Source organism: Lysinibacillus sp. Bpr_S20 (assembly GCF_023337835.1).
GTDB lineage: Bacteria > Bacillota > Bacilli > Bacillales_A > Planococcaceae > Lysinibacillus.
In genome coordinates, this window is the sequence record NZ_JALNLQ010000011.1 from 76,086 (window position 1) to 96,875 (window position 20,790).

A 20,790-nucleotide genomic window follows, 5' to 3' on the forward strand; every position below is an offset into this window, starting at 1 on the left:
AAAAGATCATCGATAGAATGATTTCATTCATGTTAATAGCAATTTTATTCTAATAATTATCTTTTCATTCTTAAATTTTGTGGGAATTATTTGTGTTTTTAGCGTCTACTTCAAACTTTGAAACGGACTTTTCTAGTTCTTCTGCCATTTTGTTCAGTTGTAAAACAGAATGCAGGATATCTTGATTGTAGCTTTCTTGCTCCATCGTACGCTCTACAACACTTTCTGTTGCCTTTGCAGCCTTATTAGCAAGGATCGTTGTTTCCATCACGCCTGCTATGATCTCCTCAGAAAATGCGGACATTTCTTCTGAGGTTACAGAAACTTGTTTGGTATGAGATACTACGCCCTGAATAGATTGCAGAATACTTTCAAATGATTTTCCAGCTTCTTCAACAGCTTGTAAACCGTCTTCTACATTTCCTGTTACAACATTCATAGTTTGCACCGTTAAGCTCGTATCTTCATTTATTTTGGAAATCAAATTGGCTATACTAGCCGCCGATTTTTCTGATTGCTCAGCAAGTTTCCTTACTTCTTCAGCTACTACGGCAAAGCCCTTTCCGGATTCGCCAGCTCTAGCCGCTTCAATCGCAGCATTTAAAGCAAGTAGATTCGTTTGTGAAGCAATATCACGAATCATATTGATAATAAGTGATACTTCATTTGATTGATTCTCTAATTTTTTAATTGCATTTGCGGATAATTGAACGGATTCATTAATAATTTTCATTTGATGAATTACTTTTTCAATGTTCCCATTTCCAAGCTCTACGTTTTGTAAGCTAATAGATGATAATTGAGATACATTGGAAGAAGCCTCGGCAATATGTTGAATACCCTCCGACATTTGCTCTAATGTAGCAGAGCTTTCCCCTGCGCTTTTATACTGTGCATGTGCTCCAGCCGACACTTCTTGGATGGAGGCAGAAATATGACTAATCGCCTCATTTGCCTGTTCACTACTTCTTGCTACTCCGTTCGTCGTATCGATTAACTGCTTAGAGCTAGAATTGATTCCAATAATAATTTTTTGTAAATCTAGCACCATTTGTTGGAATGCATTTGTTAAAACGCCGATTTCATCTTTTCGATCTGTTTCTATTTTTATCGTTAAATCTCCATTGCCAACTTGTTTTACTTGCGATGTTAAATTTCTTATTGGCTTCGTTAAATAATCTGTGAAGAAATAAACAATACAGATGCCTAATATTAGTACAATTAGCGTAATCAATATGATTTTCATTTGATTAGCATTCATATCTGCATAAACTTCTGTGGCATCTAAATCTGCCCCTAGTAATCCTACTACTTCGCCAGCATCATTTTTTATTGGCGCGTAGATGGCAAGTACAGCTCCGTATTGTGAATCATTTGAAAGCTGAAATTGTATTTGCCCTGTTTCAAATACTTGCTTCATTTTAGGGTAAGAATCTGGTGAGTCCTCTTGATTACCAATCGTTTCATCATCATTCGGTACACTATCTATCATATAGTAGTAGTCATATCCCTCACCATTTTGTATGCGAGTCATCGTATACAAACTAGATACTTTATGAAGCTCTTTAACAGTGCTCAATTCTTTTTGTAACTCATAGTAATAGTCATCTTTTTTGCCACCGATTTCTAATTTTTGATAGCCATTACTATCTATCTTTGAGATTGCCTGATCAATCATATTTACATTTTGCTGACCAACTGTCTTTTTTACCAGCTCCAATGATGAACGATAAATAAAAAAGCTAATCAGTAAACACGAGATAACAAGTAAAATAGAAAATACCATTAACATTTTAATTTTTAAGCTACTTCTCATCGTAAAACTCCCCAAAGTTATTTTTTATTTTCTATGTGAATGCTTACTGCAAAACATCAATGATGCCACTGTCTAATTGCGCCTAAAGGTGAGAGGCTTCTGTAACTTCCGTTGCAAATTTCTAGCTGTCGCTACTGAAAACATTTGTAGCTGACGCTCCGCTTTCGCTACAGAAACCCATTGCTGAAAGAAGTTGAAATTTTAGTAACAATAAATTTTACAACATTCCCACTAGTACAATGTTGGTATTTTCTAAATATCGATTTTTATTTGCCAAAACTAGCTAAAAATGGCCATTTTTAAGGTAATATTCTAAAAAAACACAAGGGCATTGAAAATAATGCTCTTGTGTTTATAAATTTTTTATTTTATTGTTCCTTTAATTCCTCTTTACTACCGACATTGTCCAAAGTCTTATCTTTTTCAATTTTATGCATCTCGAGAACGTGTTGTGAAGGTGGAATAAGCAAACTAACGATAACAATTGTTAGACCTGTAATCACAACTCCTGAGAATACAGGTGCCTGCCATAGCTCATTTAATAAACCTAAAAATCCTTCAGATTGAATATTAAAACTAGGTACATAGGTTAGAGATGTAACGATGTAATATACTAACCCGACAGATATACTTGTCCAAACTGCAGGTGTACTTACTCGCTTCCAAAACGGTCCCAAAACGATAGGCCAGAAAATTGTTACGAATACAATATCCCATGCCAAATAGGCTAAATCAATTACTTTCTGGAAGCTGACTGCTAGAACTAAGCCTAGCAAAGCGCTTAAAATAATAATAAGTCTTGAAAATCTTAATAGTTTTTTAGGATCCGGATTACGATTAATAAAGTCTAAATAAATGTTTTTGGTAATAATCCCTGAAGTCGCAACATAACATGCGGCTACAGTAGACATCCCCATCGCCGCCATTGCCGTTAAAAAGATCGCCGCTAACAACGGCGGGAAATATCCTTGTGCAAAGGCAAGCATTAACGTCTCTGGGTTTGAACTATCCGGATAAATCGTTTTAAACGCTTCTCCTAACATACCCGGAATCCAGCTGATTGCGATAATAATGATGCCAGCTATAATCATACTACGCTGTGCTACTTTTGGACTTTTCGCAGCGGCTACCCTTTGTCCTAAATCCACCGCTGGTATATCACCCAATGCTAACACAAGATATAGTGTCCAAAACTCTGCTCCAGCCTTATTGAAGAGTTCACTAATATTCCACCACTCTGGGTTAAATGTTACGTCAGGATAATAGAATAAGATAAAAATTGTAATCCCCAATATACCCGCTACTGCTAGTGCTCCCTGAACAATTTCCGTATAGGCTACAGCCCATAAGCCACCAATAACAGAATACAAGGCAGTTAACGACACAAAAAGTAATGCCGCTGGAACGAAGTCAATTTGCAATAGCTGCTGAATAATATACGTGCCACCTACTGTTAACGCTGCAGCATTAAAGACACCAAAGGCAATCGCCATTACAGCGCCTGTATAAGCACCTAGCTTTTTACTACCATATCTTAATCCGTAGTAGTCTGCTAATGTCCAGCCCTTTAATCTACGTAGTGGTTTCGTCCAAATGAGTGCTCCAAGAATCATACAAGTTCCTAAACCGCCCATTGTTGCTGAACCTTCAAAGCCACCACTTGTGTAACCAGAGCCTACTGCAGCAAAAAAGAATGGAGCTGCTAATAAGGCCGCTACTAGACTTCCTGTGACAACAGATAAAGGCATACTCCACCCAGCAACAATCAAATCCTCCGCAGTATTTACTCGTTTGTATCCTTTATATCCAATGTAATAAATAAAAATTAAGTATAAGCTAAAGATGATTAAATTTAACATAGTATTGCTCCTCAGTTCTCCACATTAACCGTTCATAACGACTCCGCCATTAGGCGTTAATACTTGCCCCGTATAGAAATTCGCATTTTCTGAAGCTAAAAATAACACAGTCTTCGCGATTTCTTCAGGTTGAGCTAATCGTTTTAACGGATATTTAGCAGACTCTTCCTCTACATAATTCTCCCCAAATTCCTTTAGGATGTCTGTAAAAGTACCACTAGGAGCTACTGCATTGACTAATATCGAAGGTGCTAACTCTCGTGCTAAAGCCTTCGTAAATGCATTAATGCCACCCTTTGCAGCTGAATAATGCGTGAATTCCTCACAACCTAAACTACCAATATCAGAAGAAATATTAATAATTTTCCCTTTGTTTTGTTCTTTCATTCTTTTTGCGGCTTCTCGGCAATTGTAGAAGCAACCATATAGATGAACTTTAATCATTTTATCCCACTGCTCATCTGTTAAATCCGTAATGCTTGAAGCCTGTGCGAAGCCAGCGTTATTGACAAGAATATCAATTTCGCCTAACTGGTTGTCCATATATTGATACATAGCTTGAACTTGCTGAGAATTCGATACATCTGCATTAAATTTGATAGCCTGTCCACCAAACTTTTCTGCTTGTGCACGAACCTCCTCTGCCTCGTTGTCATCACCAATATAATTGATGCATACGTTGGCCCCTTGCTCGGCAAAGCCTAAAGCAATGGCTTTGCCGATTCCTTTACTTGAACCTGTAATGAGTACATTTTTTCCTTTAAAATTAATTTCCATTATTGATCGTTCTCCAATTTAAATTTTGCTACAAGTCCCTGCAATTCTTCCGCTGTGTTTCCTAATGAAGAAGATGCCTCTTTCACCTCTTGCATAGTCGTCAATTGCTCTTGCGTTGCATTTGACACATTCGCAGAGAATTCAGATGACTGCTCCGCAGATTGCTTAATATTATTGACAGATGCTGCTACTTCCTCAGATGAAGCAGAAATTTGTTGTGATGCAGCTGAAATTTCGCGAATCTGACTTGCAACTTCTTCTGATGAAGTGAGAATCTCTTTAAAGATTTCCCCTACTTCAGTTGTAAACTCCATACCAGCCTTTACATCTTCTTTACCTTTTTCCATAACATTGATAGAAGCGTTAGAATCAGCTTGTATTGTACTAATTAAATTGTATATTTCCGTTGCAGATTGTGATGATTGCTCTGCTAATCGTCTCACCTCATCAGCGACAACCGCGAAGCCTTTCCCATGCTCTCCAGCTCTAGCAGCTTCGATTGCCGCATTTAATGCTAGTAAATTTGTTTGATCTGCTATGGCTGTAATAAGATTGACAATATCGCTAATTTTTTTCGTATTGATATGTAATCCGTTGATCGTTGTACCGATTTGTTCAACAGAATCATTAATCAGCTCCATTTGTGCAATGACTTGCTGAACCACATGATTTCCACGTTCTGATGCTTGTGAAGCAGAAATAGAAGATTCAGCGGCAGTATTTGCAGAGTCAGCAATTTGCTGGATGCCTGTCGCTGTTTCCTCCATAGCGGCAGCTGTTTCCTCAGTCATAACCATTGAAGCCTCGGCATTTTGCGTGATTTGCCCCATGTCTTGAGCAATATTTGTCGCACTATTATACGTTTCTGCAGCATTAACAGTTAGCTGATTAGCAGCAGAAGATACGTTATCAGATGTGTTTCTAATATTTAAAATGATATGCTGTAAATTTGAAACCATCGTATTAATGGATTTAGATAAATTTCCAATCTCGTCCTTCGTTATTTCTAAATCTACATTTACTAATTCCCCATTCGCTACTTGATTTGCAGCATTAACTACCTTATTAAGTGGCTTTAATAGACGATCAATAATTATGTAAAGTAAAATTAATAAAATTAAAATTCCAATAACAGCTATAACAATTTGTTTAATGACACTTGTTTTAATGATCGTTTTTATGTAGTCCGCAGAATAATCAATTCCTAATAACGCAATGAGTTTTCCATTGTCATCTTTAATAGGGCTAAATACAGTTCGCCATGAACCATATGGATCTTTGAAAATATTAGTTACCTCAGTACTTTTATTTTCAATTGCTAATTTAGCTGTTTTCACATGTTCATCTGCTAAATCAGTAAAGAGTTCACCCGCTTCATATACATCGTTCAAATTCGAAGTATAGCCTATCGGGGTAACGCCCTCTGTATCCTTTACATCCCAAATATAGCTCCAACTCATAATTCCTTGTTCTTCTTGAATCTTATCGAGTTGTTTTTGAATTTTCTTGAATTCAGCGCTAGTCTCTCCCTTGTTATCCAACAAATCTTTAATATCATCACTATCAAGATTCATAGCTGTCAATAAACCAACACTTTTCAATTCTTCTTCTAAATCAACAGACATTCGATTGTTTAATTCTCTAATACTTTGCGTCGTAATAATAGCAATTAAAAGCAAAACAATAATAGAAACCGTTAATAAAAGTTTGTTTTTTAATGATGCATTTTTTAACAACTTCATGATTATTACTTCCCCCTTTATCATGTTTTTAGCAAAAAAATAACCTATTTCAAAGAAATAGGCATCAAAGAATATAACTAGCAATATATGTACTTAACTAGTACTTCTTTGCAGCTCAGCCATCATAGTATTTATTACCTTAGACCTGTTGCTTTGCGTCTCTACCTTTCAGTAGATTTGCCCATCTTTTTCCTCCTCAAATTAACACAATGGGTAAAAGTAGTCAATGTTACAGAAGAAAATACACATAATTTTTACTATTTCACTATAGGTATGAAATGAATATTTTTACATTATTTTCTCATTTCATTCACAATTCTCTTCAGTGCAATAAAAAACAGCTACAACATAATAGTGTAGCTGCATGCTTGTTGGCAAAAGAATAAATTAAATTTTTACGTATCCATAAACACAGGTCGATCTTCACTTTCGCCTCGGCGCTTTCCGCGAGCTTGGCTTCAATGTAAAACAAAATAGTGAAATAGCAATTATTAAATGCCAAGACAGGGATCACCACATCAACATGCTAAACGGTGTCTGCCCATTAATAAAGTTTTTATGTACGAGTAAGTATTTGTCTACAGTAAAACAGCTACAATGTACTATTGTAGCTGTTCCTATAATTTTAAATAATCAATTACCCCTAAATGATTATTCATATTAAAGATATCTATTTTAGTGTCATGTATAAGACTGATGGTATGAATGATACAGCAAACATGCAGGAATACCACATAGATGTACGGCGTAATGAAAAACGAACCTGTTTCTTTTCTGCATAAAAAATGTCTACCATAATTGAAGCAACAAAAAGTGGAATCGTAATACATGCGATAGCAACTAATAAAATGTTTAAACCAAACATAAAAGCACCCCTCTGTTCGTGAACATTTATTTTCCTCTTTGTGACAACTTTGTGTCACTTAAAGTGTACACAATTTCGTCACAAACTGTCAACTAGATTTAACTAAGAAAAATTAGTTTTTTACAGATATTTTTTATCACAAAGGAGAAATATATGTAAAATTAATCATAAAAAAAGCAACTGCACAATTGCAGTTGCTTAGATAATCATTAATTTATTGGCTTTCACCAAAATTTTCGCTTGACTATTCCGGAAGTACGACTTTTTAATCAAGAACAGACTTTAGTGTGAAGCCATTTTATTCTCTGTATTTATACGTTAGCCCTCTTAAAAAATTTCTAACAAAGCGATCGCCACATTCTTTATAGTTACGATGACTTGGATTTCTTAAAATAGCTCCTAATTCACCTTTTGAAACGTTAACGCCTCCATCATATAAAATATCAAGCATCTCCTCACTCGTTAAGGCTAGCGCAATCTTCACTTTCTTCAACAGCATATTATTAGGGCTTTCTTTTCCTGAAACAGCTGGTGGTCCTTCTGGTTGTCCAGGCTTAGGCTTTTGCGGACCTCGTTTAAATGTAATAAATCCATTTAAAAAAGCCTCTAACATTTTATTATTACATTTGATGTATTCTTCTGGTGCTTCTTCCTCATCATTAACCTTCATAAGCATGTTCAAAACTTCTTCCTTCGTAAAGTCCATGCCACCTAGTTTAAAAATTTCAACCATATCTTTATTTTTGATATCTAATGCATATCTTAAACGAATTAATATATCATTGTTTGTCATTTTAAAAAAACCTCCATTTTGACTGTAAAAGCGCTTCTAACCATCATGCCACGGGATTGAAGCATTACTTTATTATAGCAGAGACATTCACAATTTTAGCTAGCTTTCCAAAAGTTACTTTACAATAGTATTTAGAATGTGCATTTTACTTTTTAACATGTATGATTAGCCAACTCTCGACCATTCTAATCACAAGGAGGTGAGAAAAATGGCTAATCGTAGTTCAAATAAACTTCTAGTTCCTGGCGTACATGAAGCTGTTGATCAATTGAAATATGAAATCGCACAAGAATTTAATGTACAATTAGGGCCAGAAGCCTCTTCTCGTGCAAACGGATCAGTCGGAGGAGAAATCACAAAACGCCTCGTAGAAATGGCTGAAAAACGTTCAAAAGGTTTATTATAATAATAAATTTAAAAAGAACGAATCCCTTTTTTAAAATTGGAATTCGTTCTTTCATGTTTTCATTTATTTAATTTCAACTAGTTGTAAAGCTTCGTTTGCTCCTTTTTTAAAAGTCAGCATCACGATAAAGGAAATGCAATATAAGGCAGCTAAATAGACCATAACGACCGTCATATCATATCTTTGAAGAATATAACCTACAAAGGTCGGCGAAAATCCTCCAATAGCTCTACCGAAATTAAAAATCGTATTTGTAGCTGTACTTCTGATTTGCACTGGATAGAAGCTACTAATTAAAGCTCCAAACCCCGCGAACATACCATTCGAGTAGAAACCGACAATTGCTCCACCGATTTAAAAGAAAGTTGAGATATGATGTTTCATTTCTCCTGAATTAAATGAGATAACATCTTTCTCTTTGCAAATAGATAAAATCCTATTTGAATGATCAGGTAAATTCCTGAAACACTAAAGAACTGCCATAGTATTTCTGGATTCCTCAAGATACCACCTATTTTATTTGTCATAGAAATAACATATAGAAAGGCTAAGCCCATGCCTGATAGTGTTGGGATAAAAAATGTGATTGTTATCTCCCTACATATCATCCGCTTTACTTCTGTAGTTGTAACCCCTATATTATAAAGTTTTTGATACTTCGCTTTTTCTTTATCAATCTCTGAAAAAAGATTTAAATATAATAAAATAAATGAAGCAAAAAAGAATATAATACTCAAAAAAGTCGTCACAAAAAATGCCATACCATTAGAATGGATGTTACGATTATGGCCATCTATTTTAGAGGCAATTTGAAATGGGTTCTCTTGTGATATATTCTCTCCTCTAACATCTAAAATTGGCGGAATCTTTTCGTTATCAAATATTCCCTCTAAAGCCTCAACAGTCTTTCTTGTCTCTTTCCAGTTGACCACATTTATCAAATGAAGTTTCGATGCAAAACCATTTACGTTCGCTTTAAGAAACTCTAATTCTGATTTACTGACAATGATAAAATCTGATAGACCTAAAAAAGAATTAATATTACTTTCAATAATAGTTTTTTTTAGTGAATAAGTGATATCGCCTTCTCTACCTGGGATTATCCACTCTTGAATAACTTTATTCTCATCCCCAGCATACTCTGGTTCTACATTCAAATAGTGAAGATATTCTCGCCCTTGTAATTTTACCTCTTTAGAAGTTAACTCATTAAAATGTTCAACGGTCATTATGTTATAAAGGTTATACCAACCATCGTACGTTTTCTCATAGTAAGAATATAATGGAATCACTATATGCTGTTGAACAGGATTTTCCTCATTTTTTAGTATTGAATCAAGGTCTGCTATAGATAAATTATCTTTCGTTTCCGGTTGGAGAAATGCTATATCAAAAGGATTTCGACTCAGCATTTCCTGCTCATTTAACATATATGTAGATACTATAATAGTACTGTACAAAATGGTGATCATAATCATCATTGTCACCAGCATTAATATAGAGGTGAGCTGCCTTAATTTATAGTCAATACTCGTCAATAACAATAACCGTTGATAATAAAATTCATTATTTTGCTTCGCTAGCTCTAAAAAAAAGCTCATGAACTGAGAAAGACAAAGATATAAACCTACAGTCGTTATGGTGAACCAAATATATAGAAATTCACCAGCATGTGGACCACCATACGTAATAAAAAGCCCCAGAACTGAACCAATAATTAACACAAGTCCAAGCACTCCAAGCTTCGGACTTTTTAATTTAATTGATTCTGCAACCTTATTGCTTTTTAAGCTTTGTAGAAGATTTTGTTTTAATATCAAATAAAGTGATTTCCCCACAGCAAAAAAGTAGATGATGATGAAAATAATAATTGGGAAATAAAACATCTTGCTATTTAACTGAAAAGAAATTCTCTCTAAACCCACACTATTTATGAGGAGTAAAAAGAATAGCCTCGAAAATACGCCCCCTGAAAGAAGTCCGATTACTATAGCAAGAAAAGCAATAAGAGTATTCTCTAACGATAATAATTTACTAATATCGCGATTGGTCATACCCAACTTTATGAATAGTCCAAACTCGTTTTTTCTTCTTTTGATAAAAATACCATGCGCATAGGTAATGAAAAACATCGAAAAAATGATCAGGGCAATTGCTGGTATATTCAACACATAATCTAAGGATTCCAGCTTTTTAACTTGTTCAATTTGCTCATTGAAATAGAGGGTAGAAAACATAAAGAAAAACATAACGACAAAGCTATTACAGAGCAAGTATAAAAGATATTTTTTATAATGCACCTTTGCCATTTTCCATACAACTTGCTTAAATGTCATGGCAACTTCCCCCTAAGACTGCTAGATTATCAATGATTTGATTGAGAAATTCTTTCTTATTGCCCTTTTTCACAATGTAAGAATGAATAACACCGTCTTTTATAAAGACTACTTTTTGACAATAGCTAGCTGCAAAGACATCATGGGTCACAAGAAGAATGGTTGCCTCAAGCTCTTGAACGATCTTTTCAAAGCATTCCATAATTACTTCTGATGTTTTAGAATCCAGGTTTCCCGTTGGTTCATCAGCAAAGATAATACTAGGCTCGTTAACTAGGGCTCTACTAACAGCCGTTCGCTGCCCCTGTCCCCCCGATACGTTATAGGGATATTTATTTAAGATTGTATCAATGCCAAAAAGCTTAGATAAGCTTTGTACCTTCTCCTCCATTTCAGCTGCACCTTTTTTCTCTAAGATCATAGGTAACATAATATTTTCTTTTACCGTTAAACTATCTAAAAGGTTAAACTCCTGAAAGACGAATCCTAATTGTTGTCGGCGGAACAACGCTAATTCGTCTGTGCTCATTTCACTTATAGCTTTGCCTTCAATTACAACTTCACCAGAGGTCGGCTTATCAATTCCACTTAATATATTAAGTATTGTTGTTTTTCCGCTTCCGGAAGGTCCCATAATGGCAACAAATTCCCCTTTCTTCATGGATAAGCTTATTCCTCCCAGGGCTGTCGTGGAACCTTCTTCTAGTGATTCTCCATATATTTTAACTATATTTCTCGCGTCTAAAATAACCATTGTTCTCCCCCCACGGAAATCGTTATTAAATACATTCTAAGTCTCAAGTGGAATTGCACAAATTTGATTCACTAAAAAAACCTTACAACTCTGTAAGGTTTGGTTATAACTGATTCTCTGCTGCTTGACATCGAATCGTTACCGTTGTACCTGTCGACACTTCAGATTGTACGTCAATCGTTTGCCCAAGCTTGTCTGCTATTTTTTTACTAATATAAAGTCCGATACCTGTGGAATTGGGCATCTTCCTTCCATTTTCTCCTGTAAAAAATGGTTGAAATACTCTATCGACATCATAAGAAGGCATGCCTATTCCTTCATCAATAACAGATAATGTAATGTGTTCCCCTAGTCGTTCAATTTTAAAAACAAGCTGCTTCTTCCCGCTTTTTAAGCTTGAATATTTAATAGCATTAGAAATGATTTGGTCTAATAGAATTTCGCTCCATTTTACATCAGTAACAATCAAAGCTTCTTCTTCATCAAATTCAATAATCGGAAATACGGAATGGTAAATGCATTCCCTTTTTCGCTCATTAATGACTTTTCTCAACGTAGTAAGTAAATCTACTGCATGTATGTCCAAATCGTTTTCAAAGCTTTCCATTCTCACCATTGTTAATGCTTGCTCTATTGATGTATGTATTCGTTTGTTTTCCCGCTGAATTTTTTCAAAAAGGACTGTAGCATCCTCTGTTTTTTCTTTACTAATGATCAGTTCTATTACAGAAACAGGCGTTTTTAAAAAGTGCATCCAATGGGATAAAAAATATAGACTTTCATTTTTCTGTTCCTTCATTGTGTTGTATTTGCGAGTGTGTTCACTTATATTATTCTGTAGCAATTGATAAAACGCCTTCTGTTCCTCTGTATGTGGGTTTATTTCGACAAATCGTCCTCTCAACATAAGCTCAATGGCTTTATTCGTTTGATAATAGTTAAGCCAATCAATTACTAAATACACAGTTAATAAAAATAATCCTATCGATACTGGATATAAAACTTCATCATTTGCTGGCTCATTTAGATGAAAAAAGGTAATAACGCAAATCATATTTATTAAATAAAACATGATTAGTAGAAACCTGTCTTTTAAGAATTTTATTAAAATATGCTTTAACATTGCGAACCCCTCGTAGAATTAGAATAGTGAAACATGTACCCTACTCCTCTTTTGCTTTTGATTACATCATCAAATCCTAATTCAGATAGTATATGCTTTATTCTCGTCATATTAACCGTTAATGTATTATCCTCTACAAATGTAATCGAGTCCCATACTTCTTCGATTAGTTCTTCTCTCGAAATAAATGTATTCTTATTGTCTATTAATTTTTTCATTAATTTGAATTCATTTTTGCTAAGGTTAATCTTTTTTTCACGGAAAGTTAAAACAAGTGTATCGGCATTAATACATAGCTGACCAGCACACGTAAGATTTTGTCCATTTGCTGCATATTCTCCATATACTCTTCTAGTCGTCGCTTTCACCTTCGATTGCAGTATGTCAAACGTAAATGGTTTCGTAATATAGTCATCAGCCCCAAGTTCAATCGCCATAATCTGATCTAGCTCTTGATTACGAGCAGAGATAATTAAAATAGGTACATTCGATTGCTTACGAAAAGCCCTGCATAAATAATAGCCATCATAATAAGGTAAATTAATATCCAATAAAATTAAATCAGGTTTAATTCTCGTAAACTCATCCTCTATATTCAAAAAGTTTTCAGGCTGTACAACAGTATACCCGTAGCGCTCCAGGTTTTCTTGAATAAGCGCACTTAGTTCAGTATCGTCTTCAATAAGCATAAGTTTGTACATAGTTAATTCTCCTTTTAGGAAATGTGTAACACTATTTTAGAAAGAGTTATTTAAAGAATCACACTTAGGAACACTAAATAACCTGTTACATATAATACCATTTTATAATATACAATGTATAAATAGTATCAAGATGTGGAACCCGCATAGCAGGCTGCGAAAATCCCCTACTACTGATAGGGGGATTATTTTGAGTCAATCATCAACAGAAATTTTCATTCGTAACTTCGAACATGGAGATATGCCTTTACTTGGCGAGTTGTACCGATCCGTAACTGCTAAAGAAAACGCGACATTTTGGTGGGTCGGGGACGAAGATAATTGGGGTAACGTTTATTGCGCATTTGAAGATGGGAAGATGGTCGCTAAGGGGCAAGTTAGCATCATTAACGTTGTACCTCCCGGACGTTCAAAAGAGAGCAATCACTCCATATACGTTAATCTGAAAACCATTTCTGAAAGAGAACATGACATGGCTCTGCTCGACAAAGTATATCAATATCTTTTCACAAGAGCACATCAGTTAAAGGAAGCTTTGCCTAAAGAATACGGAACAATACTTTGTGTTGGTAATGATTCGGAAGAAACAGCAAACAATCAGTTTTTTATCAAAAAAGGTTACCTCCCTCTGAATAGTTTATATCGCATGAATCGGGATTTGAATACACCGATTCCTGATTTAAAACTACAAGAAGGATTTCAATTTTCATATTGGAAGATGGGTACAACTAGCGAAGAAAGTGATTATCTTGATATTGAGGCTGAAATTTGGCCTGACACTCCCCTTGGTCTTAATAGACTAACTGAATACAAGAATAACAAGCTGTGGACATCCATGGTCATACGTCAAACAGACGCTATTGCTGGCGGATTGATGGCATGGCAAGAAGAAGACTACGGTGTAATAGAGGACGTTTTTGTTCGTGAACCATGGAGAAAGCGAGGTATAGCCAAATATTTACTTACACAGGCTTTGAAATATCTTAAGTCTCATCAGCTAGAAAAAACTACTCTCATGGTATTAACTACAAATAAATCAGCCTTAACTCTATACGAATCTGTTGGCTTTTATACGGATAAAGAAGAGATAAGATACTTTACAAAACTAAATTAGGCAACAAAAAAAGAGGGGTTCTTTGCCCCTCTTTGCTATCTACCGTCCATCGTCATCAACATTATTTGATTCAAAGTGATCAAGCACAGCACGCACTTCATCTGTTGATTTCGTGTTCATCAATTGATTTCTTAATTCACCGGCTCCACGGAATCCTTTAACATATATTTTGAAAAAGCGATGAAGCCCAGAGATAGAACGTGGTAGTACTTCCGCATATTGATCTTGAAGATCAAGCTGCAGTCTTAAAAGATCAAGGTACTCTTTACTGCTATGCTCTTTTGGCTCTTTTTCAAAAGCAAAAGGATTTTTAAAAATACCACGTCCGATCATCACGCCATCAATCCCATATTGTTCTGCAAGCTGCAGACCCGTCTGACGGTCAGGAATATCTCCATTGATGGTTAGTAGCGTATTTGGTGCGATACGGTCACGTAATTTTTTGATTTCCGGAATTAGCTCCCAATGCGCATCTACTTGGCTCATTTCTTTTCTTGTCCGTAAATGAATAGAAAGGTTCGCTATATCCTGTTTTAAAATATGCGTCAGCCATTCCTCCCACTCATTTACCTCTGTAAAGCCAAGTCGTGTTTTTACGCTGACAGGTAGTCCGCCAGCTTTTGCTGCTTGAATAAGTTCTGCCGCAACGTCTGGACGCAGAATAAGGCCACTGCCTTTCCCTCTCGATGCCACATTCGGTACAGGGCAGCCCATATTAATATCGATGCCTTTAAACCCTAGCTCTGCCATACCAATACTCATTTGACGGAAATATTCAGGATTATCCCCCCAAATATGTGCCACCATCGGCTGTTCATCCTCTGTAAAAATCAAACGACCTCGCACACTTTTCATGCCCTCTGGATGACAATAGCTATCCGAGTTTGTAAACTCAGTGAAAAATACGTCCGGTCGACCGGCTTCACTTACTACGTGACGAAAAACAACATCCGTCACATCTTCCATTGGTGCAAGTACAAAAAATGGTCGTGGTAAATCACGCCAAAAATTATCTATCATGTCAAACTCAAATCCTCTCACTATGGATACCACTTCATACTCTCGATGAAATATAAAGCCAAATGTTCCACTTCCTTTACACTTATATCATGCTTAATAACTGATTATCAAATACAAGTGCATTTGGACATTTATAAATTGTGAAAATCGACAATGTCTATTTTAACGAAAATCGTCCCTGAATGGAATTTTATCAACAAAAAAGCAGGTGATATAGATTTTTCTATATCATCTGCTTTTCAATTATAGCAACTTCACTTTTAAATACGGGTTTCGCCACTGCCTTCTTGAATATGCTCATTAGACGGTATCTTTACGTTCTCTGGTTTCTTCGACCAATATGTGGCGAGAATCGGACCAGAGATATTATGCCAAACAGCGCCAAGAACACTAGGTAAGGCAGCTAAAGGACCAAAATGGGCAGTCGCTAATGCTACACCTAGTCCAGAGTTTTGCATGCCCACTTCAATAGAAATAGCCCTTCGATTACTTTCATCGAGTCCTAACGCTAGAGCTGTTAAGTAGCCCAATAACAATCCGAATGCATTATGAAACACTACTGCCATAAAAACAAAGGCCCCAGCCGAAGCGATGCTATTGACATTACCAGCAACAACAGCAGAAACAATGATCATAATAGCCACTACTGAGATAAGTGGAATGACATTAATGCTCTTTTCTACAACCTGAGGGGCAAATTTCCTTATAACAATACCTAGGATAATTGGGAAAATGATTACTTGAATAATGGAAGTAAACATTGCTATTGGATCCACCGGCATCCATTTACCTGCAAGTAATAACAGTATAAATGGTGTTGCAATGGGGGCTAATAAAGTCGAAAAAGATGTCATTGTGATTGATAATGGTACATTACCTTTAGCTAGATACACCATGACGTTTGAAGCGGTACCTCCAGGCACAGAACCAAGAAGGACTAGCCCCGCAGCTAATTCTGCTGGCAAGTTCATAATATAAGCAATTAGAAAAGCTGTAAGTGGCATGATAATATATTGGGCACAAACACCAATGATGACTGGTACTGGATTCGTTAAGATCAGTTTAAAATCAACCACTTTTAACGTTAGCCCCATGCCAAACATAACAATACCTAGCAAAATGGTGATGTATCCCCCAAATATTAAAAATGGATCTGGAGCTATAAAGGCAATCACAGCAATACAGATGACCCAAACGGCAAAGTATTTTCCAGCTATCGTACTAATGGCTTCTAAGACTTTCATATTTTCACCCCTATTTCTTTATTTTTAATATTTTATTTGGATTTAAAAGTGAATCCGGATCAAGCACTTGTTTGATCTTTTCCATTACAAGCAATGCTTCTCCATGTTCTTTCTCTTGATATTTCTGTTTACCAATACCGACACCATGTTCTCCTGTGCAAGTCCCCCCTCGTTCAAGTGCATACATTACAATCAATTCATTAAACTCATCTGCTTTTTTTATTTCATTAGAATCATTCATATCAATCATTAAAAGAACATGGAAATTGCCATCACCGACATGGCCAACAATTCCCCCTGTAAGTGCTAATAAATCAAGTGCTTCTCTCGCATGAGCAATTGCACCTGCTAATTCGGAAATCGGTAAACAAACATCGGTCACCATTAGTTTTTTCCCTGGGTGTCCATGGACATAGGCGTAAGCTAAATTATGGCGCGCTTCCCACAGTTGATTTCGTGCTGCATTATCGGTTTCAAATTCAATATTTTCGCAATTGTGAGATGCGACAATTTCTTTCATAAATTCAACATCTTGCTTTAGGCCAGCTTCATTTCCATGAAACTCTAAAAATAAGGTTGGTTGTTCTTTATAAGTTGTTTGACTATGTAAATTTACTTGTTTCATTGAAAGTTCATCTACGAGTTCAACTCTTGCAATCGGGATTCCCGCTTGTAAAATACTAACGACTGCTTCGATAGCATCATTGACTGTTTTGAAGGATGCTCGAGCAGCCATAACATATTCAGGAATCCCATAGACTTTTACCGTCAATTCAGTAAAGCAACCAAGAGTTCCCTCAGATCCTACAAATAAACCGTTTAAATGATAGCCGGATGAAGATTTTTCTGCTAAATTCCCCGTATGAATCACCGTACCATCTGAGAGAACAACCTCTAAATCTCGAACCTGATCGCGCATTATCCCATATTTCACAGATGTTGTTCCGCTAGCATTTGTTGCTGCCATCCCCCCAAGTGTTGCATCTGCTCCTGGATCCACAGAGAAAAACAAGCCATATTTTTTTAGCTCCATATTCAACTGAGAACGTGTCACTCCTGGTTGAACTTTCACAAGAAAGTCTTTTTCCCTAACTTCTAAAATTTTATTCATGAGGGAAAAATCAACCGTAATCCCATGTTCATAAGGAATAACATGCCCTTCTAAGCTGGTTCCTCTTCCATATGGCACTATCGGTACTTTATATTGATTTGCGATGTTTATTATGTTCCTCACTTCTTCCGTCGTTGCCGGAAACACTACAATATCTGGTAGACTGTCATGATGATACGATTCATCACGACTATGTTGTTCTAAAATCGTTTGATTGATCGTTACTTGGCTATCTGTAAGAACACTCCGTAGAGCAATCACTAATTCTTCAGTTGTTGTAATCATTTTATTCTCCCCCTTTTACGCTCATTCTTTCAAAGTATTTAAATGATTTAAGTTGTTAGAAAATGTCATACCAATTTATTGAACTCTTCAAATTGGTCCAACCTCTTTTTATTGTACTAAATATTCTGAAAATATCAATAATTATAATTATATTTTTATTAAATTGATAATCATGTATGATTAAAACGTTTACAGTACTCTGTATTTGAAGGGAGTGACATTGGTCATGCCACAACCAAAGAAAAAAGCATATCAAGTAATTGTTGATCAAATAAGAGAATATTTTTTAAATGGGGAATTACAGCCTGGAGATAAACTCCCGACGGAAAGAGAATTAGCGAGTCGTTTTAATGTAAGTAGAACATCGGTTAGAGAGGCGCTTCGCAAACTTGAAATCAATGGAATTATTGAAATTAAACAAGGCAGTGGCAGCTTTATCAAAACACCAGAATACCATTCGTTAGGAGAAGAACTTTCAGCTACAATTGTAAAAACTGAAAAAAAACGAATATATGAAATGTTAGAACTTCGTCAGACACTTGAAGTTGAATGTGCTTTTTTAGCTTCACGACGAGCCACTTCCGAAGACTTAGAACGAATTGGGAAAGCATTAGAAATGATGGATCTAGTTAAAGATGATGTAGAACTAGGAATTCAAGCTGACCTAAGTTTCCATATTAATATCGTTCTCGCGTCACATAATTCAATATTTTTACAATTATTCCAAACCCTAAGTGAACATATGCAAGACACAATACGTGTTACCCGAACACAACGCTTGAAAGATCCTGAACGTATGCAAGAGACCATAGATGAGCATAAGGAAATTTTCCTAGCAATCGCAGCTGGTGATGCCAATCAAGCCAAACAACTCATGGAAAAACATATTACGCAAATAAGACGAGAATTGACAGAATCGCTTTTAAGTCATATTGGAGAGCAACACGACTACTCTTGATCATTTTCATAATGCGAGCGGTTTTAAATTGTTCTTGTCAGCGTGATTTGGTAATAAAAAAAGTGAAAGTTTAATCACTGCTTTTTTCCGAGCACGAGACATTCAGTGTCGTCAAAAATTTTTACGAGGAATAGCCTTAAAAGTAAGACATGACGTATTTACGGATAAAACTGTTGAATCTTTTCTCTAACATCCGCTAAAAGAAGTTCAATCATGCCAGAAAAAGACCCGGATTCGTGTGGAACAAATCCGGGGTGTTTTGGATATTTTTATTATTTTATTGATGAGATTTTTACTTTTATTTTATTATACTAACTCCAACCATGCGACTGCTTCACAATGCGTCGAATGCGGGAACATATCCACAGGTTGAATCTCCTGTGTTTGATAACCCCCATCCTCCAAAATTCGAAGGTCACGCGCTAGTGTAGCTGGGTTACAGGACACATAAACAACACGCTTAGGACGTTGCTCTAAAATTGTCGTTAGCAGCGCATCATCGCAGCCTTTGCGTGGTGGGTCGACTACTAAAACATCCGCTTCTTTGCCTTCCTTATACCAACGTGGAATAACTTCCTCTGCTGGTCCCGCCTCGAAATACGTATTCGTAAAGCCATTTAGTGCGGCGTTGCGTTTTGCATCTTCAATGGCTTGCGGTACAATTTCAACCCCCATAACAGCCTTTGCTTTTTGTGCAAGGAATAATGAAATTGTGCCGATACCACAATAAGCATCAATTACTCGTTCATCACCCTGCAGGTCAGCGTAGTCTAATGCTTGTTTATATAGGACTTCCGTTTGTTCAGGGTTTACTTGATAAAATGAACGTGCTGAAATTTCAAAGCGAACGTCGCCAATTGTATCAATAATAACGTCTTTGCCCCACAGGTTTACGGTTTCATCACCGAAAATAACGTTTGTTTTGTCGATGTTAACATTTTGCATAATGGATGTTACATTTGGGACAAGCTTCTGGATTGTCCCAACAGCAGCTTCTTTTTGCGGGAATTTTTTCTTTTTAGTTACAAGAACAACCATCACTTCACCAGTTGCTCGTGCTTTACGAATCACTAGGTGGCGCAGCATTCCCTCATGTGTTTGCTCGTTGTATGGTTGAATTCCGATTGTCGCTAGTTCCTTTTTCAAGCCAGCAAGAATAGCGTCCGCTTCCCCTGTTTGAATCAAGCAACGCTCCATATCAACAATGCTATGAGACTTCGTTTTATAGAAACCAGCAATTGCTTGTCCTGCTTCATTCGAGGAGAAAGGAATTTGTGCTTTATTGCGATATTGCCAAGGCTCTTCCATGCCTTTCACAGGTAGAACAGGCGCATCAATTTTACCAATACGTTGCATAACATTTCGCACCATATTCTCTTTCCATTTTAACTGGCCTTCATAAGACAGATGCTGTAATTGACAGCCGCCACATTGCTTGAAATATTCACAAGGTGCCTCTACTCGATCTGGCGAGGGCTTGAGAATTTCTACAACCTTTGCAAAGCCGTAATTTTTTAATGTTTTTAAAACGTGTACTTCCGCCGTTTCATTAGGAAGTGCACCTTGGATAAATAATGGATAGCCATCGACCTTTGCGACGCCATTTCCATCATGTGTTAAATCTTCTATATAAACTGTTAGTCGGTCATTCTTTTTCACGGGTGCTGACATTCGTACATCCTCCATTTCAATCTCTTTATTGTAGCATGTTGTGGCGGATGAAAAAAGAACAAGGCTTCATATTAACTGCTTGGGTGTGTAGAGGAAGTGATCCGCTTTCCTCCAAAACTGCTCAGGTATACCAAGAATGTGATCCGCTTCGATCCCAAACTGCTCGGGTATACCAAGAATGTGATCCGCTCCCCTCCCAAACTGCTCAGGTATCC

General features: G+C 36.4%; 17 protein-coding genes, 1 pseudogene and 1 riboswitch. Of the genes and pseudogenes, 3 read left to right on the plus strand and 15 right to left on the minus strand.

Features of this window, described 5'->3' with window-relative positions:
- Positions 1-70 precede the first annotated feature (70 nt).
- From MWJ95_RS20860 to MWJ95_RS20885, 6 genes are all read right to left on the minus strand, one after another.
- Positions 71-1,816, minus strand: a complete 1,746-nt coding sequence (locus MWJ95_RS20860) for a methyl-accepting chemotaxis protein (RefSeq protein WP_249107146.1) — start codon at positions 1,814-1,816, stop codon at positions 71-73.
- A gap of 368 nt (positions 1,817-2,184) precedes the next feature.
- Positions 2,185-3,675: a sodium:solute symporter family protein gene (locus MWJ95_RS20865; protein WP_249107147.1), complete on the minus strand. Its 1,491-nt coding sequence runs from the start codon at positions 3,673-3,675 to the stop codon at positions 2,185-2,187.
- A 24-nt stretch (positions 3,676-3,699) separates the two neighbouring features.
- Positions 3,700-4,452, minus strand: a complete 753-nt coding sequence (locus MWJ95_RS20870) for an SDR family NAD(P)-dependent oxidoreductase (protein ID WP_249107148.1) — start codon at positions 4,450-4,452, stop codon at positions 3,700-3,702.
- Positions 4,452-6,194: a methyl-accepting chemotaxis protein gene (locus MWJ95_RS20875; RefSeq protein WP_249107149.1), complete on the minus strand. Its 1,743-nt coding sequence runs from the start codon at positions 6,192-6,194 to the stop codon at positions 4,452-4,454. The genes MWJ95_RS20870 and MWJ95_RS20875 overlap by 1 nt, the downstream gene beginning before the upstream one ends.
- A 106-nt stretch (positions 6,195-6,300) precedes the next feature.
- Positions 6,301-6,386, minus strand: a riboswitch (cyclic di-GMP riboswitch).
- Positions 6,387-6,864: 478 nt separating this feature from the next.
- A complete protein-coding gene (locus MWJ95_RS20880; RefSeq protein WP_249075481.1) occupies positions 6,865-7,059 on the minus strand; it encodes a hypothetical protein in 195 nt (64 codons plus the stop codon).
- A 298-nt stretch (positions 7,060-7,357) separates the two neighbouring features.
- On the minus strand, positions 7,358-7,852 hold the full coding sequence (locus MWJ95_RS20885; RefSeq protein ID WP_249075480.1) for a YehS family protein: 495 nt from the start codon (positions 7,850-7,852) through the stop codon (positions 7,358-7,360).
- Positions 7,853-8,060: 208 nt separating this feature from the next.
- On the opposite strand from MWJ95_RS20885, the gene MWJ95_RS20890 reads away from it, so the two are divergent.
- On the plus strand, positions 8,061-8,258 hold the full coding sequence (locus MWJ95_RS20890; protein ID WP_049668804.1) for an alpha/beta-type small acid-soluble spore protein: 198 nt from the start codon (positions 8,061-8,063) through the stop codon (positions 8,256-8,258).
- Between the two features lie 63 nt (positions 8,259-8,321).
- On the opposite strand, the pseudogene MWJ95_RS20895 reads toward MWJ95_RS20890, so the two are convergent.
- From MWJ95_RS20895 to MWJ95_RS20915, 5 genes and pseudogenes are all read right to left on the minus strand, one after another.
- Positions 8,322-8,612, minus strand: a pseudogene (locus MWJ95_RS20895) (MFS transporter); the annotation flags it as partial.
- A gap of 26 nt (positions 8,613-8,638) precedes the next feature.
- On the minus strand, positions 8,639-10,594 hold the full coding sequence (locus tag MWJ95_RS20900) for an ABC transporter permease (protein ID WP_249107150.1): 1,956 nt from the start codon (positions 10,592-10,594) through the stop codon (positions 8,639-8,641).
- Entirely contained in the window at positions 10,584-11,348 is a 765-nt protein-coding gene (locus MWJ95_RS20905) for an ABC transporter ATP-binding protein (protein ID WP_249107151.1), read from the minus strand. The genes MWJ95_RS20900 and MWJ95_RS20905 overlap by 11 nt, the downstream gene beginning before the upstream one ends.
- A gap of 103 nt (positions 11,349-11,451) precedes the next feature.
- The gene (locus MWJ95_RS20910) at positions 11,452-12,471 is read right to left on the minus strand and encodes a sensor histidine kinase (RefSeq protein WP_249107152.1); all 1,020 of its coding nucleotides are present in this window, start codon (positions 12,469-12,471) and stop codon (positions 11,452-11,454) included.
- Complete coding sequence (locus MWJ95_RS20915; protein ID WP_249075476.1) at positions 12,465-13,172, minus strand: response regulator transcription factor; 708 nt, start codon at positions 13,170-13,172, stop codon at positions 12,465-12,467. The genes MWJ95_RS20910 and MWJ95_RS20915 overlap by 7 nt, the downstream gene beginning before the upstream one ends.
- Before the next feature lie 190 nt (positions 13,173-13,362).
- Between MWJ95_RS20915 and MWJ95_RS20920 the strand changes: the two genes are divergently transcribed.
- Positions 13,363-14,286 (plus strand): GNAT family N-acetyltransferase, encoded by a 924-nt coding sequence (locus MWJ95_RS20920; protein ID WP_249107153.1) that lies wholly within the window; start codon positions 13,363-13,365, stop codon positions 14,284-14,286.
- Between the two features lie 39 nt (positions 14,287-14,325).
- On the opposite strand, the gene MWJ95_RS20925 is transcribed toward MWJ95_RS20920, so the two are convergent.
- The 3 genes from MWJ95_RS20925 to MWJ95_RS20935 all read right to left on the minus strand — a co-directional run bounded on the left by MWJ95_RS20925 (position 14,326) and on the right by MWJ95_RS20935 (position 17,946).
- Positions 14,326-15,306 carry a tRNA dihydrouridine synthase gene (locus MWJ95_RS20925; protein ID WP_249075475.1) on the minus strand — a complete coding sequence of 327 codons (981 nt, stop codon included), beginning with the start codon at positions 15,304-15,306 and terminating at the stop codon, positions 14,326-14,328.
- Positions 15,307-15,566: 260 nt separating this feature from the next.
- Positions 15,567-16,550, minus strand: a complete 984-nt coding sequence (locus MWJ95_RS20930) for a bile acid:sodium symporter family protein (RefSeq protein ID WP_249107154.1) — start codon at positions 16,548-16,550, stop codon at positions 15,567-15,569.
- Between the two features lie 10 nt (positions 16,551-16,560).
- Positions 16,561-17,946 carry an FAD-binding oxidoreductase gene (locus MWJ95_RS20935; protein ID WP_249107155.1) on the minus strand — a complete coding sequence of 462 codons (1,386 nt, stop codon included), beginning with the start codon at positions 17,944-17,946 and terminating at the stop codon, positions 16,561-16,563.
- A 226-nt stretch (positions 17,947-18,172) separates the two neighbouring features.
- Between MWJ95_RS20935 and MWJ95_RS20940 the strand changes: the two genes are divergently transcribed.
- Positions 18,173-18,904, plus strand: a complete 732-nt coding sequence (locus tag MWJ95_RS20940; RefSeq protein WP_249107156.1) for a FadR/GntR family transcriptional regulator — start codon at positions 18,173-18,175, stop codon at positions 18,902-18,904.
- Positions 18,905-19,210: 306 nt separating this feature from the next.
- Here the strand turns inward: MWJ95_RS20940 and rlmD are convergent, their stop codons facing one another.
- Positions 19,211-20,575, minus strand: coding sequence for a 23S rRNA (uracil(1939)-C(5))-methyltransferase RlmD (rlmD, locus tag MWJ95_RS20945; RefSeq protein ID WP_249107157.1), 1,365 nt, complete (start codon positions 20,573-20,575; stop codon positions 19,211-19,213).
- Between the last annotated feature and the right edge of the window lie 215 nt (positions 20,576-20,790).